This window comes from Halochromatium roseum (genome assembly GCF_016653315.1).
Taxonomy (GTDB): Bacteria; Pseudomonadota; Gammaproteobacteria; order Chromatiales; family Chromatiaceae; genus Lamprobacter; species Lamprobacter roseus.
In genome coordinates, this window is the sequence record NZ_NHSH01000065.1 from 258,774 (window position 1) to 273,948 (window position 15,175).

16 protein-coding genes are annotated in these 15,175 nt (G+C 63.6%); 4 read left to right on the forward strand and 12 right to left on the reverse strand.

The window, feature by feature from the left end; all coding sequences use genetic code 11:
• The first annotated feature begins 7 nt into the window (after nucleotides 1-7).
• The 4 genes from CCR96_RS17315 (at nucleotide 8) to CCR96_RS17330 (ending at nucleotide 3,902) form a co-directional block, all read left to right on the forward strand.
• Nucleotides 8-397 carry a CBS domain-containing protein gene (locus CCR96_RS17315; RefSeq protein ID WP_201221536.1) on the forward strand — a complete coding sequence of 130 codons (390 nt, stop codon included), beginning with the start codon at nucleotides 8-10 and terminating at the stop codon, nucleotides 395-397.
• A gap of 166 nt (nucleotides 398-563) precedes the next feature.
• Nucleotides 564-3,164, forward strand: coding sequence for an ATP-dependent chaperone ClpB (clpB, locus tag CCR96_RS17320; protein ID WP_201221538.1), 2,601 nt, complete (start codon nucleotides 564-566; stop codon nucleotides 3,162-3,164).
• Nucleotides 3,165-3,209: 45 nt separating this feature from the next.
• Nucleotides 3,210-3,485 (forward strand): DUF29 domain-containing protein, encoded by a 276-nt coding sequence (locus tag CCR96_RS17325; RefSeq protein ID WP_201221540.1) that lies wholly within the window; start codon nucleotides 3,210-3,212, stop codon nucleotides 3,483-3,485.
• 111 nt (nucleotides 3,486-3,596) lie between these two features.
• On the forward strand, nucleotides 3,597-3,902 hold the full coding sequence (locus tag CCR96_RS17330) for a hypothetical protein (protein WP_201221542.1): 306 nt from the start codon (nucleotides 3,597-3,599) through the stop codon (nucleotides 3,900-3,902).
• Between the two features lie 231 nt (nucleotides 3,903-4,133).
• On the opposite strand, the gene CCR96_RS17335 is transcribed toward CCR96_RS17330, so the two are convergent.
• The 12 genes from CCR96_RS17335 to CCR96_RS17390 all read right to left on the reverse strand — a co-directional run bounded on the left by CCR96_RS17335 (nucleotide 4,134) and on the right by CCR96_RS17390 (nucleotide 15,024).
• Complete coding sequence (locus CCR96_RS17335; protein ID WP_201221544.1) at nucleotides 4,134-5,942, reverse strand: FAD-dependent oxidoreductase; 1,809 nt, start codon at nucleotides 5,940-5,942, stop codon at nucleotides 4,134-4,136.
• Between the two features lie 254 nt (nucleotides 5,943-6,196).
• Nucleotides 6,197-7,372 carry an NADH-quinone oxidoreductase subunit D gene (locus CCR96_RS17340; RefSeq protein ID WP_201221546.1) on the reverse strand — a complete coding sequence of 392 codons (1,176 nt, stop codon included), beginning with the start codon at nucleotides 7,370-7,372 and terminating at the stop codon, nucleotides 6,197-6,199.
• Between the two features lies 1 nt (nucleotide 7,373).
• On the reverse strand, nucleotides 7,374-7,877 hold the full coding sequence (locus CCR96_RS17345; RefSeq protein WP_201221548.1) for an NADH-quinone oxidoreductase subunit C: 504 nt from the start codon (nucleotides 7,875-7,877) through the stop codon (nucleotides 7,374-7,376).
• Between the two features lie 36 nt (nucleotides 7,878-7,913).
• Nucleotides 7,914-8,582: an NADH-quinone oxidoreductase subunit NuoB gene (gene nuoB / locus CCR96_RS17350; RefSeq protein ID WP_242479592.1), complete on the reverse strand. Its 669-nt coding sequence runs from the start codon at nucleotides 8,580-8,582 to the stop codon at nucleotides 7,914-7,916.
• Between the two features lie 4 nt (nucleotides 8,583-8,586).
• Nucleotides 8,587-9,492 (reverse strand): respiratory chain complex I subunit 1 family protein, encoded by a 906-nt coding sequence (locus CCR96_RS17355; RefSeq protein WP_201221550.1) that lies wholly within the window; start codon nucleotides 9,490-9,492, stop codon nucleotides 8,587-8,589.
• Nucleotides 9,493-9,494: 2 nt separating this feature from the next.
• Nucleotides 9,495-12,620: a proton-conducting transporter transmembrane domain-containing protein gene (locus CCR96_RS17360; protein ID WP_201221552.1), complete on the reverse strand. Its 3,126-nt coding sequence runs from the start codon at nucleotides 12,618-12,620 to the stop codon at nucleotides 9,495-9,497.
• On the reverse strand, nucleotides 12,614-12,970 hold the full coding sequence (locus CCR96_RS17365; protein ID WP_201221554.1) for a sodium:proton antiporter: 357 nt from the start codon (nucleotides 12,968-12,970) through the stop codon (nucleotides 12,614-12,616). The genes CCR96_RS17360 and CCR96_RS17365 overlap by 7 nt, the downstream gene beginning before the upstream one ends.
• Nucleotides 12,970-13,671: a hydrogen gas-evolving membrane-bound hydrogenase subunit E gene (mbhE, locus tag CCR96_RS17370; protein WP_201221556.1), complete on the reverse strand. Its 702-nt coding sequence runs from the start codon at nucleotides 13,669-13,671 to the stop codon at nucleotides 12,970-12,972. The genes CCR96_RS17365 and mbhE overlap by 1 nt, the downstream gene beginning before the upstream one ends.
• Nucleotides 13,664-13,918 carry a hydrogenase subunit MbhD domain-containing protein gene (locus CCR96_RS17375; protein ID WP_201221558.1) on the reverse strand — a complete coding sequence of 85 codons (255 nt, stop codon included), beginning with the start codon at nucleotides 13,916-13,918 and terminating at the stop codon, nucleotides 13,664-13,666. The genes mbhE and CCR96_RS17375 overlap by 8 nt, the downstream gene beginning before the upstream one ends.
• On the reverse strand, nucleotides 13,915-14,253 hold the full coding sequence (gene mnhG, locus CCR96_RS17380; protein ID WP_201221560.1) for a monovalent cation/H(+) antiporter subunit G: 339 nt from the start codon (nucleotides 14,251-14,253) through the stop codon (nucleotides 13,915-13,917). Before mnhG ends, CCR96_RS17375 begins: the two co-directional genes overlap by 4 nt.
• Complete coding sequence (locus CCR96_RS17385; protein WP_201221562.1) at nucleotides 14,253-14,513, reverse strand: monovalent cation/H+ antiporter complex subunit F; 261 nt, start codon at nucleotides 14,511-14,513, stop codon at nucleotides 14,253-14,255. Before CCR96_RS17385 ends, mnhG begins: the two co-directional genes overlap by 1 nt.
• Entirely contained in the window at nucleotides 14,506-15,024 is a 519-nt protein-coding gene (locus CCR96_RS17390; protein ID WP_242519153.1) for a Na+/H+ antiporter subunit E, read from the reverse strand. The genes CCR96_RS17385 and CCR96_RS17390 overlap by 8 nt, the downstream gene beginning before the upstream one ends.
• Nucleotides 15,025-15,175: the final 151 nt, after the last annotated feature.

The following is a 15,175-nucleotide window of genomic DNA, read 5'->3' on the forward strand; positions in this document are numbered from 1 at the left end:
ACCCAGCATGCACGTCAGCGACTATATGACCGCAACCCCAATCACCATCCAGACCAGCGCCGACTACCAAGAGGCGTTCCAGATCATGGAGGAGCGCGATCTGCACCACCTCCCAGTGGTCGACGCCGAGGGTGCCGTCATCGGCATCCTGACCCGCCGCGATCTCCAGCTGGCCGCGCGCTGCTTCAAAGAGGCGCCGGCCGAGGTTGGCGAGGTGATGCACAGCCCAGTGACGACCATCACCCCCGATGCGGATCTAGCCGCAGCGGTGGAGCGCATGCGCCATGATCGGATCGGCTGCTTGCCCGTATCGACCGATGGCGGCCGCGATATCGTCGGCATCATCACCGAGACGGATCTGCTAAGGGCCTTGGCAACGCTACTTGCCCAATCTTGAGCGCGGGCTGCGAGCAGGCTGTCGATAGGTTCGCCCTGGCAATTCCCTTGATCGCTGCTCAGAGCGGGTCGCTCAGCGCTTATCAACGCCTCCCAACAGCTGCTTGAATTATCGTTAGTGCCGCCGCAATTCGGCTATAACCCTAGTGTTTGTCGGAGATAAGCAAATGAGAATGGACAAGCTGACAAGCAAGTTCCAAATGGCCCTGGCCGATGCGCAAAGCCTGGCGGTCGGGCGTGACCATCAATTCATCGAGCCGGTGCATCTGATGGTGGCCCTGCTCGATCAAGACGGCGGCACTGTGCGCCATCTGCTGGCGCAGGCCGATGTCAGCGTCAATCGCCTGCGCTCGGCGCTCGGCGAGGCGCTCGAGCGTCTACCACAAGTCTCGGGTGCCGGTGGCGACGTCACCGTCTCCAATGCCTTGGGCAAGCTTCTGAACCTCACCGATAAGCTGGCCCAATCGCGCAATGATCAATACATCAGCTCCGAGCTGTTCGTGCTGGCCGCGCTCGAGGACAAGGGCGAGCTGGGTAAGCTGCTGCGCGAGACCGGTGCCAGCAAAGGCGCACTGGAAAAGGCGATCGAGAGCCTGCGTGGCGGCGAGGCGGTCAATGATCCGAACGCCGAGGAGCAGCGCCAAGCGCTCGAGAAATACACCATCGACATGACCGAGCGCGCCGAACAAGGCAAGCTCGACCCGGTGATCGGCCGCGATGACGAGATCCGCCGCACCATTCAGGTGCTCGCGCGGCGCACCAAGAACAACCCAGTACTGATCGGCGAGCCCGGTGTCGGCAAGACTGCGATCGTCGAGGGGCTGGCCCAGCGCATGGTCAACGGCGAGGTGCCGGAGGGCCTGAAGACCAAGCGTCTGCTTGCTTTGGATATGGCCGGGCTAATCGCTGGCGCCAAGTTCCGTGGCGAGTTCGAAGAGCGACTCAAGGCCGTGCTCAACGACATCGCCAAGCAGGAAGGCAATGTGGTGCTGTTCATCGACGAGCTGCACACCATGGTCGGCGCTGGCAAGGCCGAGGGCGCAATGGACGCCGGCAACATGCTCAAGCCCGCACTGGCACGCGGTGAGCTGCACTGCATCGGCGCCACCACGCTCGATGAGTACCGCAAGTACATCGAGAAAGACGCCGCACTCGAGCGGCGCTTCCAGAAGGTCCTGGTCAACGAACCGAACGTCGAGGACACGGTGGCGATCTTGCGCGGCCTCAAGGAGCGCTACGAGGTCCACCATGCCGTTGAGATCACCGACCCGGCGATCGTCGCCGCGGCTACCCTCTCGCATCGCTACATCACCGATCGCCAACTGCCGGACAAGGCCATCGATCTGATCGACGAGGCCGCCTCGCAGATCCGCATGGAGATCGACTCGATGCCGGAGGAGATGGACAAACTCGACCGCCGGCTGATCCAGCTCAAGATCGAGCGCGAGGCGCTGAAGAAGGAGTCCGACGAGGCCTCGAAGAAGCGCTTCGGCGATCTTGAGGAGCAGATCGGCAAGCTCGAGCGCGAATTCTCTGACCTGGACGAGATCTGGAAATCCGAGAAGGCCGCGGTCCAGGGCACCGCGCACATCAAGGAGGAGCTGGATCGCGCGCGCGTTGAGATGGAGACTGCACGCCGCGCCGGCGACCTGACCCGGATGTCCGAGCTGCAATATGGCCGCATCCCCGAGCTGGAGAAGCGCCTCGCTTCGGCTGCCGAGGCCGAGGGCAGCGCCGCGAACCAGCTGCTACGCAACAAGGTCGGCGCCGAGGAGGTCGCGCAGATCGTCTCCAAGTGGACCGGCATCCCGGTCAGCAAGATGCTTGAGGGCGAGCGCGACAAACTGCTGAAGATGGAGGGCGAGATCGAGCAGCGCGTGATCGGCCAGCAGGAGGCGGTGCGCGCGGTCTCAGATGCGATCCGTCGTTCCCGCGCTGGGCTCTCCGACCCGAACCGCCCGATCGGCTCCTTCCTGTTCTTAGGTCCCACCGGCGTCGGCAAGACCGAGCTGTGCAAGGCATTGGCCGAGTTCATGTTCGATACCGAAGAGGCGATGGTGCGCATCGACATGTCCGAGTTCATGGAGAAGCACTCGGTCGCGCGGCTGATCGGCGCCCCGCCCGGCTATGTCGGCTATGAGGAAGGTGGCTATCTGACCGAGGCGATCCGCCGCCGACCCTATGCGGTGATCCTGATGGACGAGGTCGAGAAGGCGCATCCGGATGTGTTCAACATCCTGCTGCAGGTGCTCGACGATGGCCGGCTCACCGATGGCCAGGGCCGCACGGTCGATTTCCGCAACGCGGTGATCGTGATGACCTCCAACCTCGGCTCCGACATCATCCAGCAGAAGGCCGGCGAGGCGCAGTATGCCGAGATGAAGGAGGCGGTGATGGAGGTGGTGCGCGTCGCCTTCCGGCCCGAGTTCATCAACCGACTCGATGAGATCGTGGTCTTCCATCCGCTGGATGAGGCACAGATCCGGGCCATCGCCGGCATCCAGATCGGCTATCTGAAGGAGCGCCTGGCCGATCGCGAGATGGGCCTCAGCCTCAGCGATGCCGCGCTCGACCTACTCGGCGAGGCCGGCTTCGATCCGGTCTACGGCGCCCGCCCGCTCAAGCGCGCGATCCGCGCCCAGCTCGAGAACCCGCTGGCGCAGCAGATCCTGGCCGGCAAGTTCGCCCCCGGCGACACTATCGAGGTCGATGCGCGCGACGGGCAGTTGCTGTTTGAGAGCGTGGTCGAGGGTGAGTTGGTCGAGTAACACCTAGCGTGCCTGCGACGGAGCGCGGGCGCTGCTGGATCTCTCATGCTGCACCTGCTCAAGCATCAGTTCCAGCCGGAACGTCGTGGCAAGCGCTGGATACTCAGGACCAACCATCAGCGCACAGCGATCGAACGCCTGCTCGAACAATCCCCAGGTCTCAACAGATTCCTGAGCCCAGAACAGCTGGCCAAGGTCTACGTCAAGGCCACGCGCGATGTCCTGATCGAGACCGATCTCGATCGATACCTCTTCCCCATTGACTGCCCGTACCAACTTGAGCAGATCCTCGACGACGACTGGCTGCCAGACTCAGGCTGAGGCTGAGACCACATCAGCCCAGCTCAAACGAGAGCAGACCGAGTTCCATCTAAGTGGTTGTCCATGTTCTACTTCCCGATCATCGCCTAACCATGGCCCTCAAATCCGTCCATGAAGCCCGACACCCGCACTGCGATGTATGCACTCATCGCACAGGTGCGCGAGACGCTCCCCTTCGACGCACCTGCAACGCAAGCCTGCAACGGCGACTGCCAAGGCTGCTCGCTGAAACTACTCGACTACCTCGATGGCGAGCTGTGCGGCTGGGAGCAGCGCCTTGTGGCCGGCGAGACGCCGAATCTTGGCGACCTCTCGCGACTGGCGAAGACCAGCCGTAAAGTCTATGCGGTCTTGCAAAAGAACGGGCTGCTCACCGCCATCCCTCCGACTGGACGGACTGATCGCGCGCGTCCCTGAGCAACCTGGATGGCGACGCCCTCTGCCTATAGAGGCGCAGGGGGCGCAGCGCCTGGTCGACGGTCAAACCGAGGCGCCCTCGCCGATGTAGAAAAAATTGAACCCAAGTACGACGATTTAACGCCAGTGGTGGCGTTATTGCGTACCCCGATTCGTTAGGGCGGCCATATCTAGGAGCCAAACGAAGAGACAGACGGATAAAACAGATAAAACAACACGAGTTCAGCAAACTCAATGGGTCTGGGCAGACGTGCCAGCAAAGGCCTCCATCATGCTCGCGGCGATCCGGTGTCCAGCGGCGACGGCGGTGATCACGTCCGGACCCTGGACCGCATCCCCCGCCGCCCAGAGCCAGGACTCGGAGGTGCGGCCGTCGGCGTCGATGCGGATGCGGTTGCGCTCCCACTCCAGGGCCTCGGTCAAGGACTCGCCGAGCAAGGCGTGGTCGGCGGCCTGGCCGATGGCCTCGACGATCAGGCCCGCGTCGTGGATCTGGATGTCGCTGTCGTCGTAGTTCGGTGCGAAACGCCCTTGGTCATCGAACACCGAGACGCAATGAACGGTCTCTAGCCCAGCGACGGCGTCGCGCTCGATCAGGCACCGACGCGGACCGCGACTGGGGAGGATGACGACACCCTCCTCGCGCGCCTCGTCGATCTCCTCGCGGTCGGCAAGCATCAGGTCTTCGGCCTCGAGGGCGACCAGGGTGACGCCGACCTGGCCATGTTGCTGGCGCTGCATGCGCGCCAGGCTGCGGGCGATGTCCATGGCGACGTTGCCGCCACCGATCACCGCGACCGTCGTGGGCACATCAAAGCGCTCGCCAAAGGTAATCCGGCGCAGCAGCTCCACGGCGGAGACGACATCCTGATGCTCACTACCGGGGATGCGCGTCGAGCGGCCTTGGTGCAGGCCGATGGCGAGCAGGACGGTGTCGTGCTGCTCGCGCAGCTGATCGATGCTGACGTCCTTGCCAACCTGGGTGTTGCAACGGATCTCGACGCCCATCGAGCGGATCACGTCGACATCCTCGTCGAGCTTGTCGTAAGGCAGCCGGTATTCCGGGATGCCATAGCGCATCATGCCACCCGGGGCAGGCAGTGCCTCAAAGACCGTCACGCCATGACCGGCCTTGGCCAGATCGAAGGCGGCGGTGAGCCCGGCGGGTCCGGCGCCAATGATCGCGACCTGATGCCTGCTGGGCTCGCTGACGCGGCCCTCGGCGGCAATCTGTTTGATGCGGTCGTGCGGGACCTGGTCGATGATGTGACGCTTGAGCCAACGGATGGCGATGGCGTCGCCCTCGTGCCGTGCTGCGCAGCTGGTCTCGCAGCGATGGGTGCAGACGCGCCCGCAGACATTGGAGAACGGATTGGTCTGATAGAGCAACCGCACGCCCTGCTCGTAGTCGCCGTCGCGGATGGTAGCGATGTACTCGGGCACCGCCATGTGCGTTGGGCAGGTCGCGACACAGAGGCCGCAGGAGACGCAGCGGTCGGCCTCGAGCTTGGCCTGCTCGATGTCGTAGCCGGCGACGATCTCGACGAAGGAATCGGCGCGCGCCTCTGGCTCGAGCTCACCCATGGGCACCCGTTCGGTCCCGGTCAGCCGATGGCCCTCGGGACGCCGGTAGCCAAGCTCGGCGCTGTCCCAGTGCTTCAGATCGACACCAGGGATGAAGCAGAAGGCATCTGGATCATGGTCCACCCACTTGTACTCGTTCGACATGCTCAGCGAGCTGGTCATGCAGACGTCGACACAGAGGGCGCACCAGCAGCAGCGTCCGTAGTCGATGCGCGGACGCAGACCGGAGTCGCCTTGCTTGGTCGCGATCTCGGCGACCGCGACCATGTCGATCGCCGCGTTCTGGCAGATCGCCTCGCAGGTGCCGCAGCCGATGCACTTGTCGACGTCGTTTTGGTGGAAACCACGATAGCGCGGCGCACCCGGTCGATCGTTGAGCGGATCAGGGATGGTGACCGGATCGCGGAAGAGGTTCTTCCAGGCGCTGAAGGGAGAAAGGACGTCGCTCAGGCTCATCCGACTATCTCGATTATCATAGGGTTTGTTTGAACCGCGGATGACGCAGATGAACGCAGATTGCTTATCAACGTCTCGGCTGGTCGCCGGAAAGAAACAACGATAGAAGCCCAGGAAATCATGAAGCCGCAGATCCTCGATTCGGAACGAACGGTTTTCGTTGGCTCATGACCGATGCGTCTCTTGGAATTCATCGGCGAAAATCCGCGTCATCCGCGGTTAAACAGTGATTCACGAGCGCCATGTTGAGCAATTTACCGCTCGATCTCAGGTGGATAGGTGTGCAGCGAGACCATCAGCGCGGCGACATCCGAGATGTTGCAATTGACGATCAAGCGCTCGAGCAAGGCCATCGCGTGCGTATAGGACGGCCCGCGCACATTGACCCGGCGCGGATAGCCGCTGCCGTCGGTGACCAGGTAATAGCCATACTCGCCCCGCGAGCACTCGCCACGGATGTAGGTCTCGCCAAAGGGGATCTTCCAATGCAAGACGTTCGGCAGCGGCGCCATCACCGCCCCTGAGCGCGGCATCCGGGCCAGGATCTGGCGGATCAGGTCGACGGACATCAGCAGATCGCGGCGGCGCACATCGGCACGCGTGAAGACATCCGAGTCCTGCCCGACCACCGGCTCGAAATCGAGCTCGGGATAGACCAGGTAGGGCTGATCCCGGCGCACGTCCTTGGCAATACCGGCGGCACGGGCGGTCGGGCCAGTGACGCCGTATTGATCGACGATCGCGGGATCGATATAGCCAAGCCCGACCGTGCGCTTCTTGAACACCGCGTTGTTGAACATGACGTCCTTGACGTCGGCCAGCGTGGACTCGATCTCGCGCAGGGTCTCCTCCATGCGCTGGTCGAAGCCATCGGGCAGCCCGTCGCGCACCCCGCCGGGCATGATGAACATGTGATAGATGCGCGCCCCACTCAGCTCCTCGAAGCGGTCGAGCATCAGGTCGCGCACATAGGTGGTCCACTGGCCGATGACGCCTTGGCCCAGCGCACCGGCCTGGCCGCCGAGGTACATCAGATAGCTGTTGATGCGCCCCATCTCGAGGATCAGGGTCCGAATCCAATGCGCCCGTTCTGGGACCTCAAGCCCGGCAAGCTCCTCGACCGCGGCGGCGTAGCAGTACTCGTTGAAGTCGGGCTCGGGCACGCAGATCCGGCAGACGATCGGGAAGCACTGGATGAAGGTGCGCCGCTCCATCAGCTTCTCGAAGCCGCGGTGCAGATAGCCGACGTGGGTCTTGCCCTCGACCACCTCGTCGCCGCAGACGGTCAGCTCGACCGACATGTTGCCGGTGATGCCGGGATGCTGCGGCCCCTGCCAGAGCTTTAGATACTTGCCCGAGCTGAGATCGATGTCCAGGCTGCCGTCTGGCTTCCGGGATGGGTATTGACTGCGGTCCGGTTGATACAGCATCTCAGGTCTTGTCCGGATAGAGCTGTTGCTTCATGAACTCGGCGGGATCGCTCGACGCGCGTCCCGGGCGTGGCGCGAAGACCTCATCGGAAAACTTCAGGGTGTCGAAATCGCGCCGGTACGGCGGGGTTCTGATCCAGCCTTCGAGGATGAAGTCTTCGTCGACACGCGGGCTGCCCGGGAAGTCGATACCGAACATCTCCCGCAGCTCACGCTGGTAGGTGGCGGCGGTCGGCCAAAGGTCATGGATGCTCTCCATCGACGCCGGGTCCCGCGCCAGCATCACCCGCACCCCCAGGTCGCGACAAGCCCGCCGGTTGTTCATCAGATAGGTGAGCTGGAAGTGGCCCTCCTCCAGCCAGTCGACCGCGGTCAGCAGCACCAGATGGGTGAAGCCCTCCTGGTCCCGCAGATGCAGCAACAGCGATCGGAGCTGTTCCCTGGGGACGGTGACGAACGCCAGGTCTGGCCGCTGTTCGGTCAGCTCCCCCAGCGGGAAGGCCATTGTCAGTCTGTCGTAGAGATCACGCATCGCGGCCGTTCACCAGTTGTAGTCCGGCATATCCCAATCGTGGATCACCCGTTTCTGGTTGGCCTTGTACCAGTCGAACTGCTCGGCGTACTGGTTGGCACCTTCGGCCTTGCCCGCCCGGATGATCCGCTTGAGTTCCTCGAAGCCGGCCAATAAGGCCTCCGGACGCGGCATGCAGCCGGCGATGTAGACGTCCACCGGCAGGTATTGATCCAGCCGGGTGATGGTGTTGTAGGAGTCGAAGTACATGCCGCCGTTGATGGTGCAGGAGCCCAATCCGACGACATATTTCGGATTCGGCATCTGCTCATAGGAGCGGATGACCCGCTTCAGCGTCTTCACCGACAGATAGCCCGAGATCACGAACAGGTTCGATTGCCTAGGCGTCGGTCGCCATTGAATGCCATAGCGATAGGCATCGAAGCGCGGCGTCATCAGCGGCCGCATCTCGATCGCCCCGCAGCCGGTGCCAAAACCGAGAATCCAGAGCGATTCGGCCCGAGCCCAGTTGAACAGGCCCTCGACGATCTTGCTGTAGGCCGCCGGCATGACCGTGGGGGCGGACTGGCAGTAATAGTCCCGCAGCGGATCGATCTCGATCGTTTGGCCATCGGGCGTCTCGACGACGCGCTTCTTCAGCTCATCGCGGACGGGCGGTGTTGGAAAATCGTCTTTCATGGGCTTACACCAATAAGATCGCAGCGACGCCAAGCGGGACCGCCCAGATCAAGAACCAACGAATCGACTGCTCGACCCGGAACCGCGGGAAGACGACGCCGACGATGACCGAGACCAGATAGATCAGAAACACCTTGAGAAAGAACACCGGCCAGCTCGCCGCGCCGCCGAAGAACAGGTTCATGTAGATCACGATCTTGGCGATCGGGAAGATCGCGCGATTGGTTTGCATCAGCGCCAGGTAGGACGAGTGGTACTCGGTCGGCGGCCCAATCGGGATCTCCTGCGGCGCCAGCACCACATCGAACGGCGGGCGCATCATCGAGCCGAGGAACGAGAGCATCGCCGCCGCCACCGCGAGCGGATTGGTGAACAGGGTCCAGTGCAGGATGCCGCCCTGCTGTGCGGCGACGATCTCGGTCACCGAGAGGGTCTGGTATTGCACGGCGACCGCGTAGACGGCCAACGCGAATGGCAGCTCGGCCGCGGTCACCTGGGACAACCCGCGGGTGACGCCGATCGCCGAATGCGGATGACCGCTCTCGCCGGCACCCAACGCCATGCCTAAGGAGCCGAAGAAGACGAAATAGAGCGCCAGGATCAGGTCGCCGGCGAAGGACATGTTCGAGAACATCTCGCTGCCATAGATGGTCGGCACGAACATCAGTAGACCAACGCCGCCCGTGAGCCGGAACACCGGGCCGAGGTAGAACATCACGCCATGAGTGATCGAGCTGCGCAGCCCGTAGTTCTTGATCAGGTCGACATAGTTCTGCCAGACCGGGATGCCGTGCCGGCGCCCGACGCGGGCCGCGATCTTGGCCATCACCGCGGTCAGCAGGAAGCCATAGTTGGCGACGATGAACAGGGTCAGCAGCGCATAGGGGATCTTGATCCATTCAAACGACATGCTTAGAGCCCCGTGCGCAGGAGGTAGACGACCACGACGAAGGCCAGTAGTTGGATCGCATAGGTCTGGCCATTACCGGTGTAGAGCCGGCGCAGCAGATCGGCACTGGCGTGCAAGACATCGACAACCGCTGCCCAGAACCGCTCAACCAATGGCTCGGTCATGAAACCGAGCGCCTTGCGGTAGGGCGCGAAGAAGTTCCAGGCGAAGTGCGTGGTCTCCGGTCGGTACGGCCGCTCGCCAGCGAAGACGATATTGAACTGCTTGACCTTTTGTGCCTTGCGATTGACGAAGAGCAGCCAGGCGAACAGGCTCGCGAAGATCACGCCGACCACGATCATGATCGAGATCGGGCTCCAGTAGCCGAAGGCGCTGGTGATGGTCAGCCCCTCCCAACCCAGGGCGCCCTCGGGATGGAACTGACTGATGTAGGCATCGACCCGGCGCAGCGCGAGCCCCGGCACCAGCGCAAAAACCATCAGGAAGGCGACGAAGATCATCTGCGGTAGCACCAGCCAGAACGGCGCCTCCTTCACGCGCCGGTGCTCGTCTTTGAGCTGGCCCAGGAAGATCGTGTGGATCAGTCGGAACAGATAGAGGAAGGCGATCGGCCCGGAAATAAAGATCAGAATCATCGGCAGCCGGTAGTCGGCGGTCAGGATGGCGTTGTAGAAGATCCAGCGCCCGCCGAAGCCGGACAAGGGCGGCACCCCGGACATGGCGATGATGCCGATCAGCACCGCGATGAAGGACAGCGGCATCAGCGTAATCAGCCCCCCCATCCGATACATGTCGCGGGTACCAGTGCGCTTGGCGATGCCACCGACCGACAAGAACAGCATCGATTTGTAGATGAAGTGGTTGATGACGAACATCAGCGCCATCAGCCAGCCGAGATGGTTCATCATCGCCAGGCCGAACAAGGCATAGCCCATCTGGCCGATCGACGAATAGGCCAGCAGGCGCTTGGCGTCCTCTTGGAAGGCCGCCATCAGGTTGCCGATCAGCGCCGAGAGCGCGCCGATCCAGAGCAGGATGTGGGTCAGCTCGATCCCATGAAGCTGCTGGCCGCCCATCGCCATCAACAGCACGAAGAGCCCGAACAGGCCGGCCTTGAGCAGGATGCCCGAGACCATCGGCGAGACATCGGTCTCGGCCTCGGCATGGGCGCCCGGCAGCCAGATATGCAGGCCGACGGCGGCGGTCTTGGTCATGAAGCCGATCGCCAGGAGCAGGAAGACCCAGGGGGCGATCGGCGCGGCAACCTGCGCCAGACCGGCCAGCGAGAACAGCGGATCACCGCCGGCCGCGAGCGCGAAGCCGGCCAGGATCAGGAAGGCGCCGCCGAGCGAAAACACCATGTACGAGAGCGCATGCGGCTCCGAGCGCTGACCGCGCAGGATCAGGAAGTAAGAGCCGATGGTCAGCGACTCCCAGGCCGCGAAGAAGCTGAAGGCGTCCTCGGCGAGGATCAGCATCGCCAGGCCCGCGTACATCAGCATCGCCGAGGGGTAGAAACCGATGCGCCGCCCCTGGGTCTGATAGCTCGCCAGCAAGACCAAGGCGCCGCCGAGCAGCATCACCGCGGCAAAGATCAGCTGGAGCGGATCATAGCTGGGCAGCGTCAGCAGGAACCAAGCGACCATGCCGACGATGGCGACACTGTTCTTGACCCGCACCGACAGCGGCTCAAGGGCCAGAAAGACGAGCGCGAACAGCAGCGGCACGGCCAGCAGCAGATTGCCATTGGGCGAGAGCGCACCCCAGATGTAGCCCAGGCCCCAGCCCGCGGCCACCGCGCTCAAGATCACCGCGCGCTTGAAGGACGAGGCCGCCACCGGTTCCAGCGAGCGCTCACGCTTAAGCGCCTGCCCGAACCATCGGAACAGATAGCCAGCCTCGAGCAAGGCGCCGAACAGGATCAACCCGAGCAGCGCCAACCGACCCTCGCCTGCCAGCGCGATCACCAGCTCCCACTTGGCGTAGAAGCCCGGGAACGGCGGCAGACCGACCAGCAAGGCGATAAAGCTGGCAAAGGCGAAGATCAGGATCGGATGGCCCTGCAGCGCGCTCCAAGCCTTGAGTTCACGCCCTTCGATCAGGCCAGACAGCCAATAGAGCCCGGCCTTGGCCACCGCATGCGCCAGCAGGATACCGCCGGCGATGAACAGGTAGCGATCGCCCAGTAGGTCACGCTGGCCAAGGACCGCCAGCACCAGCCCCACCTGCGCCACTGAGGAGTAGCCCAGCAGGCGCCGGTCGTTGGTCTGCGCCAAGGCGAACAGATTGGCTCCGACGAAGCCGAAGATACCGATACCAGTCGCGACCGGCAGCCAGGTCGGGCCGCCGATCAGCAGCAGCTTATCGGCGGCGAACAGCGCGGCCGATGCCGAGGCCGCTGAGAGCATCGCCGAGAAGGCCGGATGCGCCGACTCGTAGATGTCCAGCGCCCAGCCATTGGCCGGGAACGGCTTCAGATCGAGCACGATGGCGATGAACATCAGGAAGAAGGCCAGCGCGCCGCCCTGGAGCACCCGCGCCGACAGCTCGGCCATGCCGTCGATATTGAGGGTACCGGTGGCGTGGTAGGCGAAGATGATGCCGACCAGCAGCAGCACGGTGATGACCTGGGAGGCGACCAGGTACTTGAAACCCGCCGCCAGGGCACGCTGATCGCGCGAGAGCAGCACCAGCCCACCGGTGGCGATGGCGACCAGCTCGAAGAACACGAACAGGTTGAACAGATCGCGGGTCAGGACGATGCCGCAGGCCGCCATGGTGAAGACCAGCAAGGTCGCCAGCGCCCGGCGCCCCTGCTTGAACAGGGTATCGCGCAGGTAGACCGCCGAGAGCAGGCCGGTCAGGTTGATCAACAGGGTCAGGACGGCCTCGGCCAGCCCCATGCGCAGATTGATCGCATAGGGCGGCAGGGTACCGGCGGTCAGGATCTCCACCGCGCGGCCATCGCCAGCCGCCATCACCCAGACCCAGCCGGCGGAGATCAGGCTCATCAGGGCGAGCGCCGCCAGGCTGACGCCATAGGCACCAGCGCGCCAGTCATCGCGCAGCAGACCGAGTAGAAACGCGGTCCCCAGCCCGACCGCGAGGATATAGATGGCGCTTACCATTTCAGGTCCTTGAACGCGGAGATGTCGAGGGTGCGCTTGCTCTCATAGAGCTTGTACGCATAGGCGAGCATCAGGGCCGTTACGCCGACCCCGATCACGATCGCGGTCAGCACCAGGGCCTGCGGCACCGGATCGATGATGCGCTCAGCCGCCTCGGCCACCGGCACCGACGCATCAAGGATCGGCGCCGTGCGCCCGTGTAGGTAGCCGACGGCGACCATCACCAGGTTGACGCCGGTATTGGCGACCGTGAAGGCGACAATCATGCGCAGGATGTTGCGATTGGTCAGCGCCCCATAGAGCCCGATCAGGATCAACACAAAGCCGGTAGCCATCGCGATATAGGCCATCAGAGATCCTCCGTCTCGGACAGATGCGCCAGCATCGAGGAGAACTCGGCGCCGACCTTGAGGCCGATGAAGGAGTAGATGATCGGTATCGCCCCCGCCGAGAAGAGTTCGCCGAGGTTGCCGATTGGCAGGATGCGGTTGTCGAGGAAGCCGCCGGCGAGAACGATGCCGAGCACACCAATGCCGACGAAGACCAGACCCGCGGTGGACTCGATGGCGGTGATCAGCCGATGACTGATGCGCCGCAGTGGATCGGTCAACAGTAGCAACAGGATCGCCGAGGCGAGGATGGCACCGCCCTGGAAGCCGCCACCGGGGGTCAGATGGCCATTGACGAAGACATGGGCACCGAGCAGCAGGATCAGCGGCACCAACAGCCGGGTGCCGGTGCCGAGCAGCTCGCCGGCCGGTGGCAACTCACGCCCGGAGCCGCCGCCCTCGCGACGGCCGTGAGACAGCACCAAGCCAACGATGGCGGCGGTGAGGAACAGCACCGTCACCTCGCCAAGCGTATCGAGCCCGCGAAAGGTGACGATGATGGCGGTGACGATGTTGGCCGCGCCGATGTCTTGGGCCGTGTGCTCGGCGTAATAGCGGGCACTGAGATTCAGCGTCTCGTCGGGGCTATAGCTGACCACGAGACCAGCAAAGACGCCGGCGAGACCAAGCAACAGGAGGGTCACGAAGAGGCGCCTAATCATGCTCGCCTCCGCGTACCCGCCCGAGGACGAAGAAGAACAGGAAGGTGGTCAGACCGCTGCCGATCGCCGCCTCGGTCATGGCCACATCCGGCGCCGCCAGCAGCAAGAACTGCACCGAGGCGAGCAGACTGACCAGACCCGCGGCAAGGATTGAGATCGCCAGGCTTTGGCCTCCGCGTATCGCCAGGATCGCCGCCGCGACGATGGTGAGGCTCAGTAACAGACTCATCGCGATGAGCAGAATCATGGCTTTTCCCCCAGATCTTGCTCGAGCCGGTCGATCACCGTCTGCGGCGCCTGCTTGACCCCGATCCGGTGTGCCGCGCGCGCCAGCACCTGCGACGACAGCGGATTGGTGAACAGCAGGAACAGGCCGATCAACAGCAGCTTCAGCGCCCAGTCCGGGCGCAGGCAGGCGATCCCGGCCAGGGTTAGCAAGGTGCCCAGGGTGGTGGCCTTGGTGCCGGCCTGGATGCGGTTATAGGCATCGGGCATGCGCACCAATCCGATCCCACCGGAGAGCAGGAAGGCGGCCCCGCCAACCAGCAGGATGGCGCCGAGCAGATACAGCAGCGAGAACATCAGAAGCCCCTTTCGATATAGCGGGCGACGACGATCACCCCGAGAAACGACAGCAAGGCATAGACCAGGGCCACGTCCAGATAGATGCCGCGGCCCTCGGCCAGCGCCGCGAGCGCGATCCCGGTGATGCTGACGATGGTCAGGCTATCGAAGGCGATGATGCGATCGACCGCCGTCGGCCCGGCCATGAAGCGCCAGAGCGCGAGCAGAAAGGCGACCCCAACGATGGTCGCGGCCAGATAGATCAGCGAATCAACCATAGATGACCTCGAGATAGCGCTCGAAACCGGCGACGATCTCGGCGGTGGCGCCCTCGACGTCGGTCGAGCCAACGCTGACCCAGTGCACATACAGCCACTCGCCCTCCATCTCGACGGTGAGGGTGCCTGGCGTCAGCGAGATCGAGTTGGCCAGCATCAGCCGCCCCATGCGACTCTTCAGCCGGGTGCGGACCTTCACGATACCGGGTTTGATCGGTAACGATGGGGACAGGACGATGGCGGCGAGCCTGAGGTTGGACTTGACCAGTTCCTTGAAAAACAGGCCGTAGTAGCGAACCCCGGCAACGAACGCCGCCGGGGTGGCGCGAAATTCAGTGAAGAACGAGAGGCCGCTGGGGAACAGCAGCGCGATCGCCAGGGAGACGATGACCCCGACGATAAGCGCGTCGGCCGTCACCCGCCCCATGAGCATGAACCAGAAAAGCAGCAGGGTCGCGAACATCACGACGATGCGCCGTGTTCGCGTTAGGGTCTCGCTGTTCGCCGCCATCTTGAGCCTCGGAGGGAAAACGCCTGCTGTTACAAGGCGCATCCAGCTCGCACTCTTGGAGCGCAAGGCAGGCTCACCCTAACATCAGCAACAGGGGGCTGCCGCGAGAGTCCCTCCGTCGGTCGACGCCCAGAGGCCGGTTTCGAGCATC

Excerpts from the sequence above, each read along its gene's own strand:
- nuoB (WP_242479592.1), bottom strand. The coding sequence starts at position 8,582 with ATGAAAGACGATTTTCCAACACCGCCCGTCCGCGATGAGCTGAAGAAG.
- CCR96_RS17360 (WP_201221552.1), bottom strand. The coding sequence starts at position 12,620 with ATGGTAAGCGCCATCTATATCCTCGCGGTCGGGCTGGGGACCGCGTTT.
- CCR96_RS17330 (WP_201221542.1), top strand. The coding sequence starts at position 3,597 with ATGAAGCCCGACACCCGCACTGCGATGTATGCACTCATCGCACAGGTG.
- CCR96_RS17345 (WP_201221548.1), bottom strand. The coding sequence starts at position 7,877 with ATGGCCTTCCCGCTGGGGGAGCTGACCGAACAGCGGCCAGACCTGGCG.
- CCR96_RS17315 (WP_201221536.1), top strand. The coding sequence starts at position 8 with ATGCACGTCAGCGACTATATGACCGCAACCCCAATCACCATCCAGACC.
- CCR96_RS17340 (WP_201221546.1), bottom strand. The coding sequence starts at position 7,372 with ATGCTGTATCAACCGGACCGCAGTCAATACCCATCCCGGAAGCCAGAC.
- CCR96_RS17385 (WP_201221562.1), bottom strand. The coding sequence starts at position 14,513 with ATGGTTGATTCGCTGATCTATCTGGCCGCGACCATCGTTGGGGTCGCC.
- mbhE (WP_201221556.1), bottom strand. The coding sequence starts at position 13,671 with ATGATTAGGCGCCTCTTCGTGACCCTCCTGTTGCTTGGTCTCGCCGGC.
- CCR96_RS17365 (WP_201221554.1), bottom strand. The coding sequence starts at position 12,970 with ATGGCCTATATCGCGATGGCTACCGGCTTTGTGTTGATCCTGATCGGG.
- CCR96_RS17335 (WP_201221544.1), bottom strand. The coding sequence starts at position 5,942 with ATGAGCCTGAGCGACGTCCTTTCTCCCTTCAGCGCCTGGAAGAACCTC.
- clpB (WP_201221538.1), top strand. The coding sequence starts at position 564 with ATGAGAATGGACAAGCTGACAAGCAAGTTCCAAATGGCCCTGGCCGAT.
- CCR96_RS17325 (WP_201221540.1), top strand. The coding sequence starts at position 3,210 with ATGCTGCACCTGCTCAAGCATCAGTTCCAGCCGGAACGTCGTGGCAAG.
- CCR96_RS17390 (WP_242519153.1), bottom strand. The coding sequence starts at position 15,024 with ATGGCGGCGAACAGCGAGACCCTAACGCGAACACGGCGCATCGTCGTG.
- CCR96_RS17375 (WP_201221558.1), bottom strand. The coding sequence starts at position 13,918 with ATGATTCTGCTCATCGCGATGAGTCTGTTACTGAGCCTCACCATCGTC.
- mnhG (WP_201221560.1), bottom strand. The coding sequence starts at position 14,253 with ATGTTCTCGCTGCTGTATCTGCTCGGCGCCATCCTGCTGGTTGGCGGG.
- CCR96_RS17355 (WP_201221550.1), bottom strand. The coding sequence starts at position 9,492 with ATGTCGTTTGAATGGATCAAGATCCCCTATGCGCTGCTGACCCTGTTC.